The organism is Methanolobus sp., from assembly GCF_016278365.1.
Taxonomy (GTDB): domain Archaea; phylum Halobacteriota; class Methanosarcinia; order Methanosarcinales; family Methanosarcinaceae; genus Methanolobus.
This window is the reverse complement of sequence record NZ_JADQBZ010000010.1, coordinates 1-20,040: the sequence shown is the minus strand read 5'-3', so window position 1 is coordinate 20,040 and position 20,040 is coordinate 1. Positions and strand designations below refer to the sequence as shown.

The window sequence follows — 20,040 nt, the reverse complement described above, 5'->3', positions numbered from 1 at the left end:
ACAATAGTTGATCCAAATGTTTGACAAATATACTCCCCCTTTCACTATTAATTACGAAGGCCATGAGATATCGGTGGAAAAAGAGCAAGGGAACCTGATATACAGAAGGACCTGCGCTTATGAGACCACCGAAAAGCTGATCCTTGATGCTGACGGGGATTTCCTGATCAACCCCATCGAGCCTGTGAACCTGCCAAAGCCGATAACATCTTTCCTGCTTATAGATTTCGAACGGCCGATAATGATAGGGCCCGCAAGCAAGCAAAAGATATACCTTACATTCCCTGTGGAAATGGGTATATTCATCAGTAGCAGGAAAGGAGAACACGAACTTATCGATATGTTCACCCTCAACATGTCCAAATACACCCTTTATGGGACCCCGAACCATGGGATAATGTGCAGGTACTGGAAGAGCGAAGTATTCGCATCCTACCCCAATCTGGACATCAGATACGAGGGAGATATCGAACTTGATATCATAAATGACACAAATAACTGGATAGAAGTGAAGAAATCCGTGTTCAATGCCTTTGGCATGAAAATATATTACGGAACTGATCGCACATCAATGAGAGCTTTCATGAGGGTTGTTAGCAGGAACCTGGCTGAAACTGGCTTCATGACATATACTACGACACCTGAATTCAGGAGGTCCATGGAACTATACACTGCCCGTAAGCTGACGCTTAGCAGCATTAAAGGCATTATGGAGCATGGGATATGAACGTTACCGAAATTATCAGCTCCCTGCCAACCATTCCTGGTATCGTGTTCAACACGGTAGGTGCAGTATTTGTACTCATTATTGCCATTGCCATTGGAAAAGGGTTGACGATATACCTGCAGAGATCGCTTAAGGACAAGATCGACAAGGGACATCTTGATATCCTGCTTAAGGTAGGCTATTACGGTATAATAACACTGGCTATTGTAGTGTTCATTCTCCCGCTGACAGGAATAGAACGCTCAGGCATTCTGGTTACAGGAGGAGTGCTGGGTATAGTTATTGGTTTTGCGAGCCAGAGCATTGTGGGAAACCTTATATCGGGTTTTTTCCTGATAGTTGAAAGACCTATAAAGATAGGTGACCAGGTCAGTATTGACAATAATGTCGGATTCGTGGAGGATATCAACATATTCTCCACAATCATAAGGACCTATGAAGGACTATACATGCGGATACCTAATCAGACGGTATTCACAACTAATATAACTAATTACGTTGCTAACATTACAAGGAGATTTGAGTATGTTGTGAGAATCCGCTATAGCGATGATGCGGAAAAAGCTATCCGTATCATTCAGGAGATCATAGATAGCGAACCCTTTGCTCTGATAGATCCTCCCGCCAGCATCTTTGTGAACAACCTTGGTGATAACTCGATCAATATAATAGTAAGGATATGGGCTCCGATCACAGAGTGGTACGAGATGAAAACCAGGCTTCTCCTGGTCATTAAAAAGACACTGGAAGAACATGGGATAGAGATACCCTTCCCGCAGAGGACCGTGTGGTTCGCAGGCGAATTACAGACAAGGAAACTTTCAGGCAATGGAAAAGATCATCTTCCTGAAGAAGAAAGTGATGTTCTGACAGAAGAGATGACAAATAACCTCCCTCAGTTGCAGGAAGGAACAAAGGAATGAGAGAGAAAGCAAATGAAAGCTGTCTGCGTGTGTTTTGAGGTCCATCTTCCATTACCCCTTAGATGGTACTGGCCGCGCGAGGGATATGGAGCTCCGGCTCTTGAAAAGTATTTTGAGATGGAAAAAACATACAATAGTTTCATCAGGTTGAAAGAGGATGTCAGTATCCTGAATAATGCATTAATGGATTCCATGGAAGCCGGAGGCAGGTACACCCTTGATATATCCGGGGTCTTTCTGGAACAATGCAAATGGGAGCCTGCGATACTTGACAGTTTCAGGCAGCTTGTGAATAGAGGGGCAAACCTTGCAGCATCCCCTTACTATCATTCGGTCTGTCCCCTATTCCCAGGTCTTGAAGAGTTTAAGGGGCAGGTCAGTATGCACATGGATTCCCTGAAAGAGCTGTTCGGTATAAAACCTGCTGTGTTCATCAATCCGGAACTGCTTCTTGAACAGAGGACAATTGAGGTCTGCAGGGATTTCAGTTTTAAGTGTTTTATCTCAGAAGGATCTCATAATATAGTGAACGGATGTAGTCCGGCTTATGTGTACAAAAATAGTGTTCCAACCCTGCTGCGTCAAATTGACCTGAGCGAGGATGTTGAGAAAAGGCTCTCGGACAGGAAATGGCCGGGATACCCGCTGATAGCCGAAAAATTCGCTTCATGGATAGCTGCCATGGAAGGGGATGTAATAACGTTATACATCAGGTATGATTCACTTCATATCCACCTGCAGAGAGATGCTGAAATCGTGCAGTTCCTGAAAGACCTGCCGGGAAGCCTGTCAGTACGTGGTATTGAGATGGTGTTCCCGGAAGATGCCGCCAGCAGGTTCAGGCAGGAAGAATTACCTTCCCTGCATTCAAAGAAAACTGCACGTTATGGAATGCATAATCTTTTAGGAAATCATGCTCAGCATCTCTATATGCATGAATTGCAGAGCATCGGGGAGGAACTTGATAAACTTAAAATGCATGATGACCATACTAAGCTGCAGACCATATACCGCTACCTTCAGCAGAGCGACATCTTCCTTGAGATGAATGCTGAAAGCCAGCGTCTGGGATACGAGAAAGCGGTCAATAATTTCTCCATACTTTCTGATATGAAACGTGCTTTGACAGAGGCAGGCAAATGAGATCCGTTTGTTTCTACTTTGAGGTGCACCAGCCATACAGGCTCAAATGGTTCTGGCCTGACAGCAAGTCAGCAGGCTTTGGAAGATATTTCGATGATGATGTCAATAAGGAGATATTCAGGAGGGTTGCAGAAAAATGTTATCTGCCTGCAAATCGCACCATACTGGAACTTATCGATGAGAACGAAGGGAAGCTGAAACTAAGTATGTCTGTCACAGGCACTCTCCTGAGCCAGTGTGAAAGATGGGGAGAAGATGTGCTGGAAACATTCCGGGACCTTGCTGATACCGGGTGCATGGAATTCATCGATGAGACCTATTATCATTCCCTTGCATCACTTTTCGAGTCAGGTGACGAGTTCATTGAACAGGTGACGGAACACCGTGCAGCAATGTCAACTCTGCTGGGTTTTGAACCTAAGGTGTTCAGGAACACAGAACTGCTGTACAACAACAGCATAGCTGCCCTTGCTGAAAAAATGGGATACAAAGCCATACTTACAGAAGGTATTGAGAGGGTTCTTGAAGGCCGCTCGCCAAATCATGTATACAAAGCCAGAGATGGCAACATAGCAGTACTGCTCAGGAACTATAAGTTAAGCGATGATATTGGTTATCGCTTTTCATCGCGCTGGTGGGAAGAGTATCCGCTAACTGCAAATAAATGGGCTGACTGGGTGTCCCGCAGTGCAGGGGAGACGGCCAACATCTTTATGGATTACGAGACATTCGGAGAGCACCAGTGGATGGATACAGGCATATTCGCCTTCCTGAGAGCGCTCCCGGGCGAGGTCATAGACCGTGGAATGCAATTCCTTACTCCTTCGGAGACTGTAAGCAGATACACCCCTGCAGGTGATATCGATGCAGGGGATTTCTCCACCATTTCATGGGCAGATATTGAAAGAGATACCAGCGCCTGGCTTGGCAATGATATGCAACGGCGCTGCTTCGAGGAAGCTAAACTGCTCGGGCCCTATGTGAGAGCCACCGGGGATCCGGAGCTCCTAAAGATATGGAAACACCTGCTAACCTCGGACCACTACTATTACATGAGCACAAAGTGGCTAGGTGATGGTGACATACACTCATATTTCAGTATACACTCCTCACCCTATGAGGCAGGAATCAATTTCATGGCTGCAATGATGGATTTCAAGGAAATGGTATTCCGAAAATTAAAGGAAATCAGGCACTAACAGCAAGAATGTAGCACATCTTGGGGGAGATATAGCTTGATAAGACAACCTAACGTGATACTTGGTAACAGGGAACTGCTTGTTACCATGGGAAAGAAAGCAGAGATTTTCGGATTCTTTTATCCGGGCAGGGACTTTGCCCAGCATGTTGAAGAGTCCCAGGCATGCCTGTATGACCGGAACAGGCTTATCTGGTCCGAGGATCAGGAGTGGCAGGCTACCCAGAGATACATCGAAGATACAAATGTTGTGATCACGCGCCTCAGTCGCACCGACGGGCTAAGCATGGACATCCTGGATCTCACTCATCCCACTCTTCCCATACTGGTCCGTAATTACAGGATAAGTGCTTCTGAAGGTTTCAAGGGTAAATTCTTTTATTACTCGAAGTTCCAGGTTGGGGAGACGCTAAAGAAGAATTCCGCCTTTTACGACCCTGATTCTGGCATACTTGTACATTACAAAAGGAATTATCATCTGGGACTCACCTCAAAGCCCATGTTCGGGGAATGGCAGATAGGCAGGGCACTTGATTCGGATGTATGGACCAATGCCCTGCACGACATGCAGGACGGGCAATTACAGAACAAACGTGAGGAAATAGGCAGGCTCAACAGTGCCCTTGGATGGGAACTGGATATCGGGCCGGGTTCAATTAAAGAAATAACAATTTTTATTGGTGCCGCGCCCACAAGGGAGATGCTTTACAGTAAAATGAAAGCAATAAGCGATGAGACTATGGAAAAGAGGGTGCAGAAGGAGTATGAGGATCAGACCAGCTGGCTGTCCCAAAAAAGAGAGATCACATTGCCACAACTTGAAGATAAGAGCCGAGAGAATCTTATCAACGCTTTCAACCGTTCTTTACTGATCCTGTCCCTTCTCAATGACCCAAAAGAAGGCTCTTTTGTAGCGGCGCCTGAATTTGACCATGATTTTGAACTGAGTGGAGGCTATGGCTACTGCTGGAACAGGGATGCTGCTGAAACTGTGGTTGCGCTTCTCAACGCCGGTTATCCCGACTTCTGCTTACGTTTCTTCAGATGGTGCAGGAAGACCCAGATGTCCGATGGCTCATGGTTCCAGCGCTACTGGCTGGATGGAAGCCTTGGTTCTTCATGGGGGAACTTCAACTTCTCCACCCAGATAGATGAGACAGGATCAACACTCTTTGCAATGGACAAATATTACCAAAGCCTGGAGCCTTCGCTCAGAACCGCTTTCCTGAACGAGATATGGCCAAGTGTTTTACCGGCTGCCGAATATCTTATGAGGAGATCGATCGGCGGCCTTCATGAGCCATGTACCTGCCTCTGGGAATCATATAAAGGCATATTCACCTACACAAACGCTGCCATATACGGAGGCCTTGCCGGGGCTGCTAACATGGCTTCAGGATACGATGAGAAGGAACTCGGGAAAAGATGGCTTGACAGAGCGAATATCATCAAGGAAGCAACTATCCGGGAGTTCTGGCTGCCTGAGGGGTATTTCGCAAGGGGTAGGATTGATGGCAGGCTGGACACTGAGATCGATGCCAGTATCCTGGGAGCGTTCATGCCATTTGGCATGCTTAACGCAGATGATGAAAACGAAAGGGAAATGATCCTTTCCACTATTCGTACAATTCAGAGAAAGCTCGCAGTGCATGTGAACGGCCATGAAGGGATAAAACGTTACGAGACAGATAATTATATTGAAGGCAATCCCTGGGTTGTAACAACACTCTGGGTCTCTAAAGCTTTGCTTGAGATTGCAGGGTCAGCCCGAAGAAAAGGGAATGAACAGGAATACAGGAAAATGCTTGAAGAGGCTCTTGAATATATAGAATGGGCTCTCAGAGGCACAACAAGTACGGGACTGTTACCGGAACAGGTAAACAAACATAGCGGAAAACCTGCCTGGGCCATCCCCCTGAGCTGGAGCTGCGCCCTCATGATCGACAACATACTGATGCTTGATAGTCTGCAATAGTTCACGTTTCACTTCAGACATCCATAATTGAATTGAAGGACTTCCATGGCCACTACCGACAAAGAACCCTGGTTAAAAAAAAGTGCGGACAGAGAGTGGATAATCACCAACGGCCTTGGAGGCTATGCTTCATCCACTGTTACCGGAATGAACACCCGTAAGTATCATGGTCTGCTGGTAGCACCCCTGAACCCTCCTGTTAACAGAAGGGTGTTACTCTCGTCCCTTGACGAAGAGATACAGGTTAATGGGAAAACACATAAGCTTGCAGTTCACCAGTACCCCGGCACTGTATACCCGGAAGGCTACCGCTATCTGCATGATTTTTCTGCAGAGCCTTTTCCAGCATGCCAATATCTTATGGAAAACGTCGCACTCAGAAAAACCATAATGATGGTTTACGGGGAGAATACGACTGTTATCCGCTATGATACCTCAAACCCGCATAGCAAAAGTGCTACCCTCAGGATATTCCCGCTTGTTAATAACAGGAACATACACGGACTGACAAAATCAGGGAATATTGAGTTTGAGCAGCATCCACACAAAACAGGCACTTTAATCAGATCCGGGCAGAGCACATTGGAATTACATTCAGATATGGATTTCATACCGGAGGCCTGGTGGTATTATAACCTCGAATACGAAGAGGAACGGTCAAGAGGTTATCCATATCAAGAGGACAACTTCAATCCCGGGTACTTTGAGGTGGATATTGGAAAAGGGAATTCTTCCTTCTTCGTCTCTGCGTCTACTACAATGAGAGAACATCTTGATATAGAAGGTGTCAACCGGTTATTTGAAAGTGAACTCCAGCGAAGGAACAAGCTCACTCTGAATTTGTGGCAAGAAGGGAATTTTCTCAACAGGCTCGCTACTGCAGGAGATTCTTTCATAGTAAGCCGGCAGTCCACCGGCTCAAGGTCACTAATAGCGGGCTATCACTGGTTCGCAGACTGGGGGAGGGATGCTATGATAGCAATACCCGGCCTGACACTTGTTACCGGAAGGTTTGATGTTGCCAGAGAAATACTCACAACATTCGCATCCAGCTGCAATGAGGGGCTTATACCCAACCTTTTCCCGGATGACCCGTTCCAGCCGCCTGTGTACAATACAGTGGACGCTTCCCTGTGGTTTATTCATGCCCTCTGGAAGTACCTGGACTATACTGGCGACCTGGACTCCGTCAGGACCATGTGGGACACCGTAGAAGACATCATCGGATACTACCACAAAGGCACAAAGTACGACATCCGGATGGATAGGGATGGCCTGATATCCCATGGCGGGCAGCTTACCTGGATGGACGCGAAAGTGGGGGACAGGGAGATCACTCCCCGTAGAGGAAAAGCATGCGAAATAAATGCCCTCTGGTATAATGCCCTGATGCAGGCATCTTTAATGGGAGAGCAGCTTGGTATGGGAACTTCCGGTTTCCATGAGCTTGCTGAACTCACAAAGGAGAACTATAAGGAAAAGTTCTGGAACGAGGACAGAGGCTGTCTCTACGATTACATTCCCGGCCCGGAAAACTCAGGCAGAGCAGGCCAGACTAACCAGAAAGATGCCTCAGTGAGGCCAAATCAGATCCTTGCCGTGTCGCTTCCTTTTACAATGCTTTCTGTGAAGCTTGAAAAGAGTATATTGAATGTTGTCAGAGATGAACTGCTGACACCTTATGGCCTCAGGACACTCTCGCCTTCAGACCCCGGCTATGTAGGTGTCTATCGAGGAAATACGGAAAGCAGGGACGCAAGTTATCATAACGGAACTGTGTGGCCCTGGCTGCTCGGACCATACATAACAGCACATATAAAAGTGAACGGAGACTCCAACAATAGCAGAATGGAAATGATAACTTTACTCGAAGCGTTGAAAGGGCACCTCGGAGAAGCAGGTATTGGAACCATTTCCGAAGTATTCGATGGTGACGCACCTCACACACCGGGCGGATGCATCTCTCAGGCGTGGAGTGTAGGTGAGATCATGCGTGCCTGCGTGGAAGATATCGGTATAAATGATACTGACAGTGACCTGTAAAGTTATATAAACAAGTAACATGAAGTAATTAATATGGATGAGGCATGTTTCAATATAGGAGATGCAGCCGGCCATGTTTACAGGCTGCTTGAGAATGGTGGATCGAACCTGACCAATGTGAAGAAAGTGCTCAAAGAAAGCGGTTTTGATTCACAGACGGTTTTCATGGCCATCGGATGGCTTGCAAGGGAAGAAAAGATCTGCATGCAGAAAAATGGCAACGCCTGGTCAATAAGTCTTAAGTAAAGTTGGGGAGTGCGGCCTGCAGAAAATGTAAACATAATTGTGTTATCAACCCTATAGCTGCACTGATATAGTATGCCTGGAAAAAAGGAGGCTGAAAGTCCTGCCTGATTTCATGCAGAAACTTCCTCCAATTTGAATATTCACACTTACCTTAAAATCTGCCAGACCTGTTAACATAGCTTATAGCAAGATCAGCAATATCTGCCACAGTATCACAAGAACTATTATGGCAATTAAAATCCGAATTATCCAATAAAGCATTTAAATCACTCCCCATTAAAGTTAGGTTATTATGATTTTTAAACTTTCCTGCCACGCAGTAATATTATTTTCACTGATTCCCGTGTTCCACACGACATCTCTCAATATTGTTTTAATCAAGGTCAAGAGCGTTGATCCTTTTCCAGCACATCCGGGTTCACTACATTCTGCGGGCTCCCCTGCAAAAACATCCTGATATTATCTATTGTCACTGATGTGCATTCATCCAGAGACTCTTCTGAAAGGAAAGCTATATGTGGTGTCAGCAACACCTTACCTGATCCAAGAAGAGGGCTATTGGGAGGAAGAGGCTCATCTTCGAATACATCAAGTCCGGCTGCTGCAATATGACCGCTTCGCAGGGCGCTAAGCAGAGCCGCTTCATCTATCACTTCCCCTCTTGCAGTGTTTATTAGGATGGCAGTTGGCTTCATCTTCAACAGTTCTTCAGCCCCTATCATCCTCTCGGTGGAGGGAGTAAGCGGTACATGCAATGTAATTATATCCGATCGTGTAAGCAGTTCATCCATATCCGTGAACCTGACACCCAGCTTTTCCTCTTTCTCAGGGTCAGGATGCGCGGTGTATGCCAGCACTTCCATTTTGAAACCATGTGCTATTTCTATGACCCGCCGGCCGATATTGCCCGTACCTATGACTCCCATGGTTTTGCCCAAAAGCTGATTGCCTTTATATGCTCCGCATATGTAATCCCGCCATTCGAATTCTCCCTCCCTGAGAGAGCGGTCTGCTTCATGCAAACGTCTCAGCAGGTTCAGTGTCTGGGCAAAAACGAATTCTGCAACAGCATCAAAAGCATAGCCGGGTACATTTGAAACCACAACTCCTTGTTTTGTGGCCGCATCCATATCTACGTGATCATATCCTGTCTGCCATACCGCAAGCATCCGAAGGTTCTCAGCAGACTCGAAAGCTTGGGCAGGAAAACCATATCTGCCAATAATTACGATGCTTGCATCCTTTATTCTCTCAATGAACTCTTCATCTGATAAAGGCCATGTGTTGTAGACCTTAAGTTCTCCCAGGCTTTCCAGAACTTTATGATATTCAAGCTGCAGGACTATCGGATCTGCAACGACTATTCCAATAGGTTCCTCCAAAAATAGACCTCCCTTATTTTAAGAACGCAACAGGTATTTTTCAATGCTGCATATGATATATTGCGTCCTGTATCCTCTGGTCATCAGCAACAAGTTTTCCATCTACAAAGTGGACATCCTTTTTATTTATCAGCCACTGCTGAGTTCCCCATGACCCGTCGTCCAATTGACCTGTTATCTGTATGGAATCATTCTCTGTCAGGTGCTCTATCCTGAAGAGAGAGAAACGGTTCTTGGGCATCACCTTGATCCGATAATAATCCTTAGCCCAGTCTCTCAGGTTCCTTGCTCTTTCGTACCGTTGTTCATCATTGTATACATTACCAGCCGCAGAAGAAATGTTCTGTAAGCCCTCTCCATCCATCTCAGCTTCAGCCCCAACTGTACCTGCCAACGAAAAACCGATTGTCCCACTTTGTGCCATTTGATTACTCCCACCCTTACAGGAAGATACTACCTACAGGTATTACAACCCAAACAGACTGACATTCAAAGTAGTTCCAAGGAAAGTGCCAGCTGGCGGATCATTTAAAATGCAGAACGATATACCCATATCTCCCATAGAAGGTTATTTAGTATATTATTTAAACCTACCTTATATTTAAAAAATATATTTATAATATCATTATATATATAGATATTTAAAGTATAAACAGCATGGATATATCCAGACCAGCTACAGACAGTATCACTACCCTGTCAAAAGCAGGAAGTAACGGAAAGATAGAATGGAAGATACAGTACTGCGGTTTGGCCTGGATTCCCTTATAGTGGATTTTACACAAAAGATCCTCCTGTCACTGATGATCGGAATACTCATCGGGCTTGAAAGGGAGCGACAAAGGTCAGACTCAAGGATATTTGCCGGTGTAAGAACTTTCACGCTAACCTGTATCCTTGGCATGCTTTCCGCTTTCCTTATAGATTATGCAGGAACTTCAATCCTGCTTATCACGACGATATTCATAGGAGTTACCTGCATCTTCCTTGCATACAATATCAATAGAGTACATGGAAGCTTAGGCCTTACTACATCGATATCTCTTTTTTGTACTTACCTGCTGGGAGTACTGATCGCAGCAGACCTGTTCATAATCGCAATTGTCACTTCTGTAATCATAACATTCCTGCTCATCGAAAAAAAACCTCTGCATTCCTTAGCGGAGAACCTGTCTGAGAGAGATATAATTGATGCACTCCAGTTCATAGCTATTGCTTTCATCCTGTATCCCGTGGTCCCTGACGAGCCGATATTTGGCATTATAAGCCTAAAATCAACCATGCTTATCATCGTGCTCATATCTTCTATCAGTTTTGTCAGTTATGTGCTTCTCAAGAAAATAGGCGCCCGCGGAGGTATAGCCTACTCAGGATTCCTTGGAGGACTGGCAAGCAGCGGAGCAGCAGTAATCTCCTTATCCAACCTTTCCAGAAAAAGAACCTCCCTGACCGGACATATATGCACAGGTGCACTACTGACAATTGCTTCTATGGTCATAAGGGATATCATTTTTGCTTTTCTTGTGGATACCTCCGGAAAGATGGCACTATTGATGATACCTCCTTTCCTTGTAATGTCCATAGTTACCCTTCTGATTGTTTTGCGCAGACGGCATCCAACAACAGTTAATGAGACAATAGAACTGAGATCTCCTTTTGCCATCGTACCAGCATTACAGTTTGGGATCCTCTTCATGATTATAACGCTTGTTGCAGACATTGCCCAATCTCATGGAGGCTCGGTCGGAATATATGCAACAGCTATCGGCGGGATTGTGAGCAGTTCAGCAGTCACCGTTTCTATGGCATCGCTCGCATTGAATGGTACTATTTCCTATCACCAGGCTGCTCAGGTAGCTGTCAGTGCAGGACTCATAAGTACACTGGCAAAGCCGCTCTATATCAAATTGATAGGAGCTGACCAACTTTATAGAAAAGTTACGATCCACTTTGTCATAATAACAGTTCTTGGTGCAGTTTCTCTCCTTATATGGAGCAGTTTAATGATATTGTAAATCTCTTTTTCCAATAAGCGGGCAGGGAGGAATAGTTCATGAGTAATATTTCTTTGTGTAAAAGAGAACACATGAACATGTAAGCCAATCTAGTGGGCCTGAATTGGAAGCGAATTGCTACAAAAATGCTACTGATACTAGTTTACTTCAGCCTTAAATAAAGTCAGATATGAATATAGGACTTAAAGGATTTTAGATTAAACATGAATGGGGATGGGGTACAGCAATGATAAAATTAGGTTACAAGATAGGTCCGGAACAGTATACGCCTTCCGAGATGCTAAGACAGACGATTGCAGCAGAGGAGAATGGTTTTGATAGCATTGATGTAAGTGACCATTTCCATCCGTGGAGTGAGGAAGGCCAGTCATGTTTTACCTGGACCTGGCTGGGAGCTGCTGCTGCGAGGACTAAAAAGATAGAACTCGGAACAGGCCTTACATGTCCAATCCTGAGGTATAATCCTGCCATTATTGCCCAGGCAGCTGCGACTGTTTCTTCTCTGGCCGGAGGACGGACATACCTGGGAGTGGGAACAGGAGAGGCACTTAATGAATATCCTGTAACATGCGAGTGGCCGGAATACAATGAAAGGCAGGAGATGCTGGCTGAAGCCATAAATCTCATAAGGGAATTATGGAGCGGAGAGAAGGTTAGTTTTGATGGCATACACTATTGTACGCATGAAGCAAAATTGTACACACTTCCTGTCCGGGATATACCGATCTACATTTCCACGATGGTGCCTGAAAGTGCACAATTTGCAGGATATCACGGAGATGGCCTGCTCACAGTTGGTGGCTCCAAGATGAAGACATATAAACAAATTATAGAGAAATTCGGGAACGGAGTAAAGCGTGCAGGTAAGGACCTGACCAATATGCCAAGGGCAGTTGAACTCTTCGTGGCATACGGGGAACACCTTGAAGAGTCAATGGAAAAAATGCATAAATACTGGGCTGGCTCTTTTATTCCGGCACTGTTCACTAATAAGATATATACACCCGAAATGTCCCAGCAGAACGGGGAGGTTGTAGGCTATGACACCCTGAAGCAGAAAGCCTGTATTTCATCAGACCCGGAAGAACAGGCGAGGTACGTGCAGCAATATATAGATACAGGTTTCACGCATGTTTATATCCACTATGCAGGCCCTGATGAGCTCGGGTTTATCAAATCCTATGCTGAAGATGTATTTCCCCTGATCAGGAAGCACACCTGAACACATCCCACTATTTTGTTCAGGCGGCACCTTAAGGAAGAGCACAAGAAAAGTATAAAACTGGATAGAACATGCATTGATAGTGGATATCAGAACTGAAAATCGCCTGTGAAATAGTAAAGAGGAATCTATTATGAAGAATTCGCTGCAGATAGCCAGGATATTTGGCATACCGATCAAGATACATGTATCATTCCTGTTCGTACTGCCATTCTTTGCATGGATATTCGCCCAGCAGCCTGAACCCTATGGATTCGCGGGAATTGAAGGCGATACATTAAGATATGCACTTGCACTTGTTACATCAATACTGCTGTTTGCTTCCGTGCTTGTCCATGAACTATCCCATTCATATCTCTCTTTAAAGTATGGGGCCAATATAAGGGAAATATCACTATACCTGATAGGCGGAGTATCTGCAATAGAAGGTGAAATCAGGGATCCTGCAAAAGAAGCCGCTATGGCGTTTGCCGGACCTTTTTCCAGCCTTATAATAGGTATTTTTCTTCTTGCTGTCAATTACCTCTTCAATCCGGCCGTAAGCTCTACGGAAGGGAGTGCATTATTTTTGGTGATATTCATACTGGGTTACATCAATATAGTTCTTGCAGCTTTCAATCTTATCCCTGCATTCCCGATGGATGGCGGAAGGATACTAAGAGCTTTGCTTGCCACACGCATGGGATTTGTGGAGGCCACCGAAAAAGCAGCGGCCATCGGGAAGATACTTGCTTTCATTATGGCGATCATAGGATTGCTGATAAGTATCTGGCTGGTGTTGATAGCCATATTCATTTACATGGGTGCAACCGGTGAAGAAAGACAGGTAAAGAGCAGGTACAGCCGGTACTGAAGCAGCATCATTCTGTCCAGTACGGCTCACACTTATACTCTTCGTAGAGATCGCAAAGCCATCTTCTGTTATTGGCAAGCGGCCAGTTGGCGCGATCAAAACCTACTGAATCCTCCAGAGTTCTCTTATCAACGTTAAGAACAAAATTATCATCTTCCCCGGGTAAAAAAAGTGATTTCCAGGGTACTGCAAATAATTTTTCCGCGATGCCGAACAGGCCGCTGAATGTCAGAACTGCATATGCGACCCTGCCATATCGCAGGTCTATCATTAGTTCTTTTATTTTGCCAAGGTCCTCACCCTGAGGATTTATCACTTTCTTGCCAATCATCCTGTCTGCGGACAGGATACCCCGCATATTATTAGTTCCCATGATTCACTCCCGCTATATAAGATCGATAAGATACTTTGCCCAGGCGATGGATATGTATCTGAGATATGATGACTGGCGAGAGAGACGGGCGATGTGGCAATGTGTAGTGGATAGTTTGGTATTTAAAGATATAGACCCATGCAGAAACTGCTCCTGAATCTGTTATCAATGATGTTCGCCCTTGATACTACTTCTCCAATCCCTCTCGCAAGAAATAATCTATTTTTTGTAGCATATAAATTAGTAAGAAATGATGTTACATCTATCACATGTCTGTAAAAGAGGGAACTACAAAGAGATAAATAAGATTACTACAAAAGCAACTATATACATTTCATTTATGGGTAGTGGACATATTTATTGTGGGGACTTTATCTGAAAGAACATACTTACTCCGTGTGCCCTCTCTGCAGGGAATTGATAAATGCTGTCATATTTGAAGAAGATGGCAGGATGATCATGGAAAAAACATGTGCATCTCATGGGCATTTCAGGGAGATATACTGGTCAGATGCCGGGATGTACAAGAAATTCGATGAATTTGCCAGTATTGGATCGGGTCTCTTGAACCCGAATATAAATTTCAATTCTGATTGCCCTTTCCAGTGCGGTTTATGCACATCCCATCGTACAGGCACCATCCTGGCAAATATAGATGTTACTAACAGATGCAATATGTCATGTCCGGTCTGTTTTGCAAACGCCAGGACATCAGGAAGAATATATGAGCCAGACATTGAGCAGATACGCAATATGATGATCATGCTGAGAAAGCAGCAGCCTGTGCCTTGCTTTGCCATACAGTTCTCCGGCGGGGAGCCCACAGTACGTAAGGACCTACCTGAGATTGTAAAAATGGCCAAAGACCTTGGTTTCGTGCAGATACAGGTAGCTACAAATGGAATCAAATTTGCCCAGAGCGTTTCTTACGGCGAGAAGATGCTGCAGGCGGGGATGCATACGATATACCTGCAATTCGATGGAGTGACACCGGAACCTTATATCAAAATGAGGGGGTTCAATGCCTTTCCACTTAAACAAAAAGCTATAGAAAACGCACGCGAGGCAGGCATCCGCAGTATCACCCTTGTACCCACGCTCACAAAAGGAGTGAACGACCATCAGGTGGGAGATGTGATCAGATATGCCGTGGATAACAGGGATATTGTTAAGGGAGTGAATTTCCAGCCGATATCATTCACGGGACGTATTCGACAAGAAGAAAGGGAAATGAGCAGGATCACTATTCCGGATCTTGCAAAACTCACTGAGGAGCAGACAGATGGAAAAATACCCCGTGATGCCTGGTACCCCGTACCTTTTGTTGTACCCATATCAAGATTTCTTGCAAAGGCGCAACACAAACCCTTACCTGAGATGACAGTGCATCCCCATTGCGGGGCAGCTACATACCTGTTTGTCGAAAATGGGGACATTATCCCTATTACGGAGTTTGTGGATGTGGAAGGGTTTATGGAGATGATCGATGAGGCTTCCCATGAGCTTAATCACGATAGCAGGAACCTGCTTGTTCTGGCAAAAGTGCTGCGCAGGGTTCCAGGTTTTATAGATAAGGACAAAGAGCCTAAATCAGTTAACGTGACAAAGATGCTGCTTAATGTCCTGAGGGATGGCGGAGAGAGTATGGTAAAACAATTCCACAGGGAGAGCCTTTTCCTTGGGGCCATGCACTTCCAGGACATGTACAACCTGGACCTTGAAAGGATACAGAGATGTGGGATACATTACGCAACACCTGAAGGAAAGGTCATACCTTTCTGCACATATAATACACTGCACCGGGAAAGAGTGGAAGCGAAATTTTCAAGGCCTTACGTACCGGAAGAAGAAACTGAAGAATATAAAACAGAAAATGTTACTTAAATGCAGGCTGCAAGAAAATGATCAAGGAGTGTTAAGATGACTAAAAGGCAAGTTGAAAGCGTTATAATTGAGATTCCGAAAGGAAGCCGAAACAAATATGAATATGATAAAGAAAAAAAGATGATCAAATTTGACAGAATGCTTTTCTCTTCAATGGTCTATCCCTGCGATTATGGTTTTTTTCCCGATACCCTGGCACTTGACGGTGATCCCCTGGATGTTCTGGTATTGACATGGGAACCTACGTTTCCGGGGTGCCTGATAGATGTACACCCTATTGCATTGTTTGATATGGAAGATGATATGGGAAGAGATGAAAAGATACTATGTGTTCCGGAAAGCGACCCACTCTGGAACCATATCGAGTCTATCGAACAGGTCCCACCTCACCTGTTAAAGGAGATACCGCACTTTTTTGAGACATATAAACATTTGGAGCACAAACACGTGAAGATCATTGGCTGGGATGGCCTGGAAACAGCTGAGAGAGTAATCCAGGAAGCTAAATCCCGATATATCCGGCAGAAAAAGTGAATGACGCCTTTTACAGTGGAGGGATAGGTTTTCGAGAGAGAAGCTACAAAATTTGATACCTCTAAGACTTATACATTTCCAATTAGCAAAATAAAGAGAATAGGCTGTATTCTCTTTCTGGAATAAACTTATTAAACATAAGAACGAAGGATTATTGAGGTTAGGGGTCTATTATGAAGAAATATATAAATTTATCTTTACTAGTAAGTGTACTGGTTTTAATGGCAATTGTCATGTCAGTGCCTGCCACAGCTCAAAATAACACTACGGGAAACCGTATATGGTCTGCAGATGAGAGCCTGTCCCTGGAATATACCTGGACACCCCAGAGTTATTCCGGATTTTACTTTGACCTTGATACAGGCGAAGGATCGGAGACACTGACAGTGAATCTGCAGAGTGAAACCAGCAGGACTATACCGGCAGGAGCGCTGGAATACTCCACTACGCCAATAAATACTGATTTTGACCGCGGTGCATGGGGTTCCTATCAGGTCATCGGGTTCATGGCAGAACGATACTTTGCAGGCTATACCAATAATACGCAATTCACAGATGACGATATAAGCCTCATGTCAAATGGGCAGCTCACAAGGGTTCTTATAGATGAGGATGAAAGGAGATCTGTTTTTGCAGGCTCGTCAATTGTTCTTAATGAAGGTTATAGACTCACCATTGAAGAAGTGGACCTTAATGGTGACAGTGTCTTAGTGAATCTGGCAAGGGACGGCCAGGTCGTTGATACCGCTATCGTTTCCGGGAACAACGATTATGTTTATGATACTGAGCTCGGCTCGGAGGATGATGTTCCCCTGATAGCGGTTCATTTCAGTAATATATTCAGAGGAACAGAAACCAATGCTGTTTTCATAGAAGGGATTTTCCAGGTATCAGAGAATTATGTGGAGATAGAGACCGGAGATAACTTTGGCAGGATGGAGGTCCAGTCTTTCAGTGAAAATGAGATCACAATGGAGAATTCCAATTCAATATCACTCTCAAGGGGAAACACTATGAACATCATGGGCAGGTTGCAATTCGTTGTGGCGGACGATGACACATTAAGATTTGGCCCGGTAGTGGACACAACCCAGCCCGGAACTTATGAGCTCAGAGGAACTGTCGCCGAGGGAGAGGGATACGTATGGACTCCACTCAACTTTGAAGGCTTCTACTATAACATTGATGAAGGTGTAGGCACGGAGTCTCTGGAGATCACAAGCCTTAGTGGCAGGACCATTGGTTCAGGAGACCTTGTATATAGGAGCGTCCCGCAGCAAGTGAGCTTTGAATATGCGCCATGGGGAAGTTTCAATGTCATTGGCTTCCTTGCTGAGAAGTACTTTGCAGGTTATGTGGACAATAGATTCACAGATGATGAAAGCCTGTTATCTGGCAGCCAGCTTTCCAAAGTCCTTGTAGACAGTGACAGTCAGGCCTCTCTATTTACGGGTTCTTCGCTCATACTTGAAGAAGGATACACACTCGTAATAGAGGAGGTTGATCTTGATGGTTCAAGAGTGCTTGTGAGACTGGAAAAGGACGGAAGCGAAGTTGATACCGGCATAATATCTTCAGGAGGCGACTATGTGTATGAAGCAGATGTTGGCGACACTGATGATATACCGATAATAATCGTGCATTTCAGGGAAATATTCAGAGGTACTGAATCAAATGCCGTATTTGTCGAGGGTATATTCCAGATATCCGAGAATGTTATAGAGATCGACTCCGGTGAAACTTTCGGAAGGATGGAAGTCTCAAGTATCTCTTCTGATGAGATCGTCATGGCAAGCGACCGTTCCATCACGCTTTCAAGTGACAGCAGTATATCCGTTATGGATAACATCAGGTTCATGGTCGCAGATTCCAATGTTGTGAGGTTCTATCCTTATGTAGAGGTCACAACAGCAGCTGATGGTGATCCTCTTGAGATCAACATGCCAAGGGCAATCGCACAGAACAGGTCGGTAAACATAGAGGTCACTTCAAGAGGAGCAGCAGTAGAGGATGCTATAGTGATGTTCGGAAACACAGAAGTAGGCAATACATCTGCCAACGGAACTATTTCATTCACTCCGGGAGAAGTGGGTACATTCACTGTTACAGCAGATAGACAAGGATTTGCCACGGGAAGCACTGAAGTCGAGGTAATATCCCCTGATAATGTCAGCAGAAGGGTTGCTATTGGGGTATCGCCTTCAGAAGTGACATTAGGAGACAACATTAATATCTCAGTGACAACACTGATAGATGGCAGGCCTGTAGGAGATGTAGAAGTGTTTTATGATGACAGGCTGGTTGGAACCACCGGTACTGAAGGTATGGTCAACCATACAGTAATGGATGCTGGCGTCCACAGGATAAGCACTTCCTCGGATCAGTACCTTGAAGCTGAATTAAATATTGAGGTTCAGGGTCCTGAGGCCAGATACTCTTACTCGAACCTTGCCATCGAACCACTTCTTGCAGAAACAGGTGACGATGTTACTATTTCTGCCACTGTAAGGAATATCGGCACAGAAACAGGGGAAGAGGATGTGCAGCTCCTCATTAACGGGAACGTTGAGGCAACTGAGCAGGTTATCCTGGACCCTGATCAGGAAAAGACTCTGAATTTCACAGTGAGCATGGAAGAAGCAGGTACCTATAACGTAACTATAGGCAACCTGAATGGCACCTTTGAAGTGGAAGAGAGCCAGGGAATACCTGCAGCTGGTATAGTGATATCATTGTTGATAGTGATTGCTGTAGCACTGTGGGTATCCAGAAAGCGCATATAAACAGATGCCATTCAATGCCTGCTTTTTCGGCAGGCACTTGATTTTTTTAAATTTTTTTTATTTCTATATTCAGTTCAGCACTGCATGTTCAGTACACTAATAAGTGCATCATTGTATTCTTTAGTACTCCAGAATGGTTTCCATGCGCAAAGGAATTTATCGCACAGGTCTTTAGCAAATATGTCAAAACATTCCTCATCCATACCTGCTGTAATACCATCAAGCAACCGATATATCTTCTCAAAATCCTCTGTGTCCGCTACTGCACTATGTACCACAGCCAGCTTACTGGCCTCATAGGTGCGGTTCATGTATCTTTCCGAAAGATAGGCCAACGATTCGTCCAGGATATTGCAGAGGCTGAATGTCATGTTCTGCATTGCAAGAGCGTCTTTGACCATATCGAGTTCATCGATGTCTTCAATATAGGACACTGTTGATTCGACAGACTCATCACAGATCGTTTTTTTGAACATTTTCTCCGGTGAAGGTTTTATTTCGAGAGGTAATTTATTCATTAGGAACTCCTGCACCTTTTCAGCTTTCAGCTCCTTTCCTGTGAAAAGGCATGAGATGACAGAATGGATATTTTTCAGAAATATGTATTCCAGCTCGTCTTCATTCCAGTATGTACTTTGCAAGATAGGCCAGTTTTCAATCACGCTGTTGAAACATGATTTGTGAGTCAACGACTCCCGACTGAAGTCGGGAGCTTGCACTTCAAGTTCTCAGCTTCCTG

At 44.8% G+C, this 20,040-nt stretch carries 17 protein-coding genes; 13 read left to right on the top strand and 4 right to left on the bottom strand.

The features are described 5' to 3' along the window. Positions 1-16: 16 nt before the first annotated feature. From QZZ22_RS11430 to QZZ22_RS11400, 7 genes are read left to right on the top strand one after another with little or no spacing between them, the layout of a single operon-like run. Entirely contained in the window at positions 17-727 is a 711-nt protein-coding gene (locus QZZ22_RS11430; RefSeq protein WP_292464972.1) for a DUF432 domain-containing protein, read from the top strand. Then, positions 724-1,650 carry a mechanosensitive ion channel family protein gene (locus tag QZZ22_RS11425; protein WP_292464971.1) on the top strand — a complete coding sequence of 309 codons (927 nt, stop codon included), beginning with the start codon at positions 724-726 and terminating at the stop codon, positions 1,648-1,650. Before QZZ22_RS11430 ends, QZZ22_RS11425 begins: the two co-directional genes overlap by 4 nt. 12 nt (positions 1,651-1,662) lie before the next feature. Continuing rightward, positions 1,663-2,793, top strand: coding sequence for an alpha-amylase (locus QZZ22_RS11420; protein ID WP_292464970.1), 1,131 nt, complete (start codon positions 1,663-1,665; stop codon positions 2,791-2,793). Beyond that, complete coding sequence (locus QZZ22_RS11415; protein WP_292464969.1) at positions 2,790-3,992, top strand: glycoside hydrolase family 57 protein; 1,203 nt, start codon at positions 2,790-2,792, stop codon at positions 3,990-3,992. The genes QZZ22_RS11420 and QZZ22_RS11415 overlap by 4 nt, the downstream gene beginning before the upstream one ends. A gap of 36 nt (positions 3,993-4,028) precedes the next feature. Beyond that, positions 4,029-5,966 carry a glycoside hydrolase family 15 protein gene (locus tag QZZ22_RS11410; RefSeq protein ID WP_292464968.1) on the top strand — a complete coding sequence of 646 codons (1,938 nt, stop codon included), beginning with the start codon at positions 4,029-4,031 and terminating at the stop codon, positions 5,964-5,966. A 45-nt stretch (positions 5,967-6,011) separates the two neighbouring features. Further along, positions 6,012-8,009, top strand: a complete 1,998-nt coding sequence (locus QZZ22_RS11405; RefSeq protein ID WP_292464965.1) for an amylo-alpha-1,6-glucosidase — start codon at positions 6,012-6,014, stop codon at positions 8,007-8,009. A gap of 33 nt (positions 8,010-8,042) precedes the next feature. Beyond that, positions 8,043-8,255, top strand: a complete 213-nt coding sequence (locus QZZ22_RS11400) for a winged helix-turn-helix domain-containing protein (RefSeq protein ID WP_292464963.1) — start codon at positions 8,043-8,045, stop codon at positions 8,253-8,255. 383 nt (positions 8,256-8,638) lie between these two features. Here the strand turns inward: QZZ22_RS11400 and QZZ22_RS11395 are convergent, their stop codons facing one another. Together QZZ22_RS11395 and QZZ22_RS11390 are read right to left on the bottom strand one after the other, a co-directional pair. Further along, positions 8,639-9,637: an NAD(P)-dependent oxidoreductase gene (locus QZZ22_RS11395; RefSeq protein WP_292464961.1), complete on the bottom strand. Its 999-nt coding sequence runs from the start codon at positions 9,635-9,637 to the stop codon at positions 8,639-8,641. 40 nt (positions 9,638-9,677) lie between these two features. Continuing rightward, positions 9,678-10,061, bottom strand: a complete 384-nt coding sequence (locus QZZ22_RS11390; RefSeq protein WP_292464960.1) for a hypothetical protein — start codon at positions 10,059-10,061, stop codon at positions 9,678-9,680. Positions 10,062-10,365: 304 nt separating this feature from the next. Here QZZ22_RS11390 and QZZ22_RS11385 point away from each other — a divergent pair, with 304 nt between their 5' ends. The 3 genes from QZZ22_RS11385 to QZZ22_RS11375 all read left to right on the top strand — a co-directional run bounded on the left by QZZ22_RS11385 (position 10,366) and on the right by QZZ22_RS11375 (position 13,727). Then, positions 10,366-11,652: an MgtC/SapB family protein gene (locus tag QZZ22_RS11385; RefSeq protein WP_292464959.1), complete on the top strand. Its 1,287-nt coding sequence runs from the start codon at positions 10,366-10,368 to the stop codon at positions 11,650-11,652. Positions 11,653-11,878: 226 nt separating this feature from the next. Further along, positions 11,879-12,874: a TIGR03557 family F420-dependent LLM class oxidoreductase gene (locus QZZ22_RS11380; protein ID WP_292464957.1), complete on the top strand. Its 996-nt coding sequence runs from the start codon at positions 11,879-11,881 to the stop codon at positions 12,872-12,874. A gap of 133 nt (positions 12,875-13,007) precedes the next feature. After that, a complete protein-coding gene (locus QZZ22_RS11375; protein ID WP_292464956.1) occupies positions 13,008-13,727 on the top strand; it encodes a site-2 protease family protein in 720 nt (239 codons plus the stop codon). Positions 13,728-13,734: 7 nt separating this feature from the next. Here the strand turns inward: QZZ22_RS11375 and QZZ22_RS11370 are convergent, their stop codons facing one another. Next, on the bottom strand, positions 13,735-14,100 hold the full coding sequence (locus tag QZZ22_RS11370) for a PRC-barrel domain-containing protein (protein ID WP_292464955.1): 366 nt from the start codon (positions 14,098-14,100) through the stop codon (positions 13,735-13,737). A gap of 360 nt (positions 14,101-14,460) precedes the next feature. Here QZZ22_RS11370 and tes point away from each other — a divergent pair, with 360 nt between their 5' ends. The 3 genes from tes (at position 14,461) to QZZ22_RS11355 (ending at position 19,301) form a co-directional block, all read left to right on the top strand. Beyond that, complete coding sequence (tes, locus tag QZZ22_RS11365) at positions 14,461-15,984, top strand: tetraether lipid synthase Tes (RefSeq protein WP_292464954.1); 1,524 nt, start codon at positions 14,461-14,463, stop codon at positions 15,982-15,984. Positions 15,985-16,020: 36 nt separating this feature from the next. Next, positions 16,021-16,518 (top strand): inorganic diphosphatase, encoded by a 498-nt coding sequence (locus QZZ22_RS11360; protein ID WP_292464952.1) that lies wholly within the window; start codon positions 16,021-16,023, stop codon positions 16,516-16,518. Between the two features lie 221 nt (positions 16,519-16,739). Next, on the top strand, positions 16,740-19,301 hold the full coding sequence (locus tag QZZ22_RS11355) for an S-layer protein domain-containing protein (protein WP_292464950.1): 2,562 nt from the start codon (positions 16,740-16,742) through the stop codon (positions 19,299-19,301). Between the two features lie 74 nt (positions 19,302-19,375). Here the strand turns inward: QZZ22_RS11355 and QZZ22_RS11350 are convergent, their stop codons facing one another. Further along, a complete protein-coding gene (locus tag QZZ22_RS11350) occupies positions 19,376-19,942 on the bottom strand; it encodes a hypothetical protein (protein ID WP_292464948.1) in 567 nt (188 codons plus the stop codon). Positions 19,943-20,040: the final 98 nt, after the last annotated feature.

Excerpts from the sequence above, each read along its gene's own strand:
- QZZ22_RS11360 (WP_292464952.1), top strand. The coding sequence starts at position 16,021 with ATGACTAAAAGGCAAGTTGAAAGCGTTATAATTGAGATTCCGAAAGGA.
- QZZ22_RS11415 (WP_292464969.1), top strand. The coding sequence starts at position 2,790 with ATGAGATCCGTTTGTTTCTACTTTGAGGTGCACCAGCCATACAGGCTC.
- QZZ22_RS11430 (WP_292464972.1), top strand. The coding sequence starts at position 17 with ATGTTTGACAAATATACTCCCCCTTTCACTATTAATTACGAAGGCCAT.
- QZZ22_RS11400 (WP_292464963.1), top strand. The coding sequence starts at position 8,043 with ATGGATGAGGCATGTTTCAATATAGGAGATGCAGCCGGCCATGTTTAC.
- QZZ22_RS11385 (WP_292464959.1), top strand. The coding sequence starts at position 10,366 with ATGGAAGATACAGTACTGCGGTTTGGCCTGGATTCCCTTATAGTGGAT.
- QZZ22_RS11380 (WP_292464957.1), top strand. The coding sequence starts at position 11,879 with ATGATAAAATTAGGTTACAAGATAGGTCCGGAACAGTATACGCCTTCC.
- QZZ22_RS11420 (WP_292464970.1), top strand. The coding sequence starts at position 1,663 with ATGAAAGCTGTCTGCGTGTGTTTTGAGGTCCATCTTCCATTACCCCTT.
- QZZ22_RS11405 (WP_292464965.1), top strand. The coding sequence starts at position 6,012 with ATGGCCACTACCGACAAAGAACCCTGGTTAAAAAAAAGTGCGGACAGA.
- QZZ22_RS11370 (WP_292464955.1), bottom strand. The coding sequence starts at position 14,100 with ATGGGAACTAATAATATGCGGGGTATCCTGTCCGCAGACAGGATGATT.
- QZZ22_RS11390 (WP_292464960.1), bottom strand. The coding sequence starts at position 10,061 with ATGGCACAAAGTGGGACAATCGGTTTTTCGTTGGCAGGTACAGTTGGG.
- QZZ22_RS11375 (WP_292464956.1), top strand. The coding sequence starts at position 13,008 with ATGAAGAATTCGCTGCAGATAGCCAGGATATTTGGCATACCGATCAAG.
- QZZ22_RS11355 (WP_292464950.1), top strand. The coding sequence starts at position 16,740 with ATGGCAATTGTCATGTCAGTGCCTGCCACAGCTCAAAATAACACTACG.
- QZZ22_RS11425 (WP_292464971.1), top strand. The coding sequence starts at position 724 with ATGAACGTTACCGAAATTATCAGCTCCCTGCCAACCATTCCTGGTATC.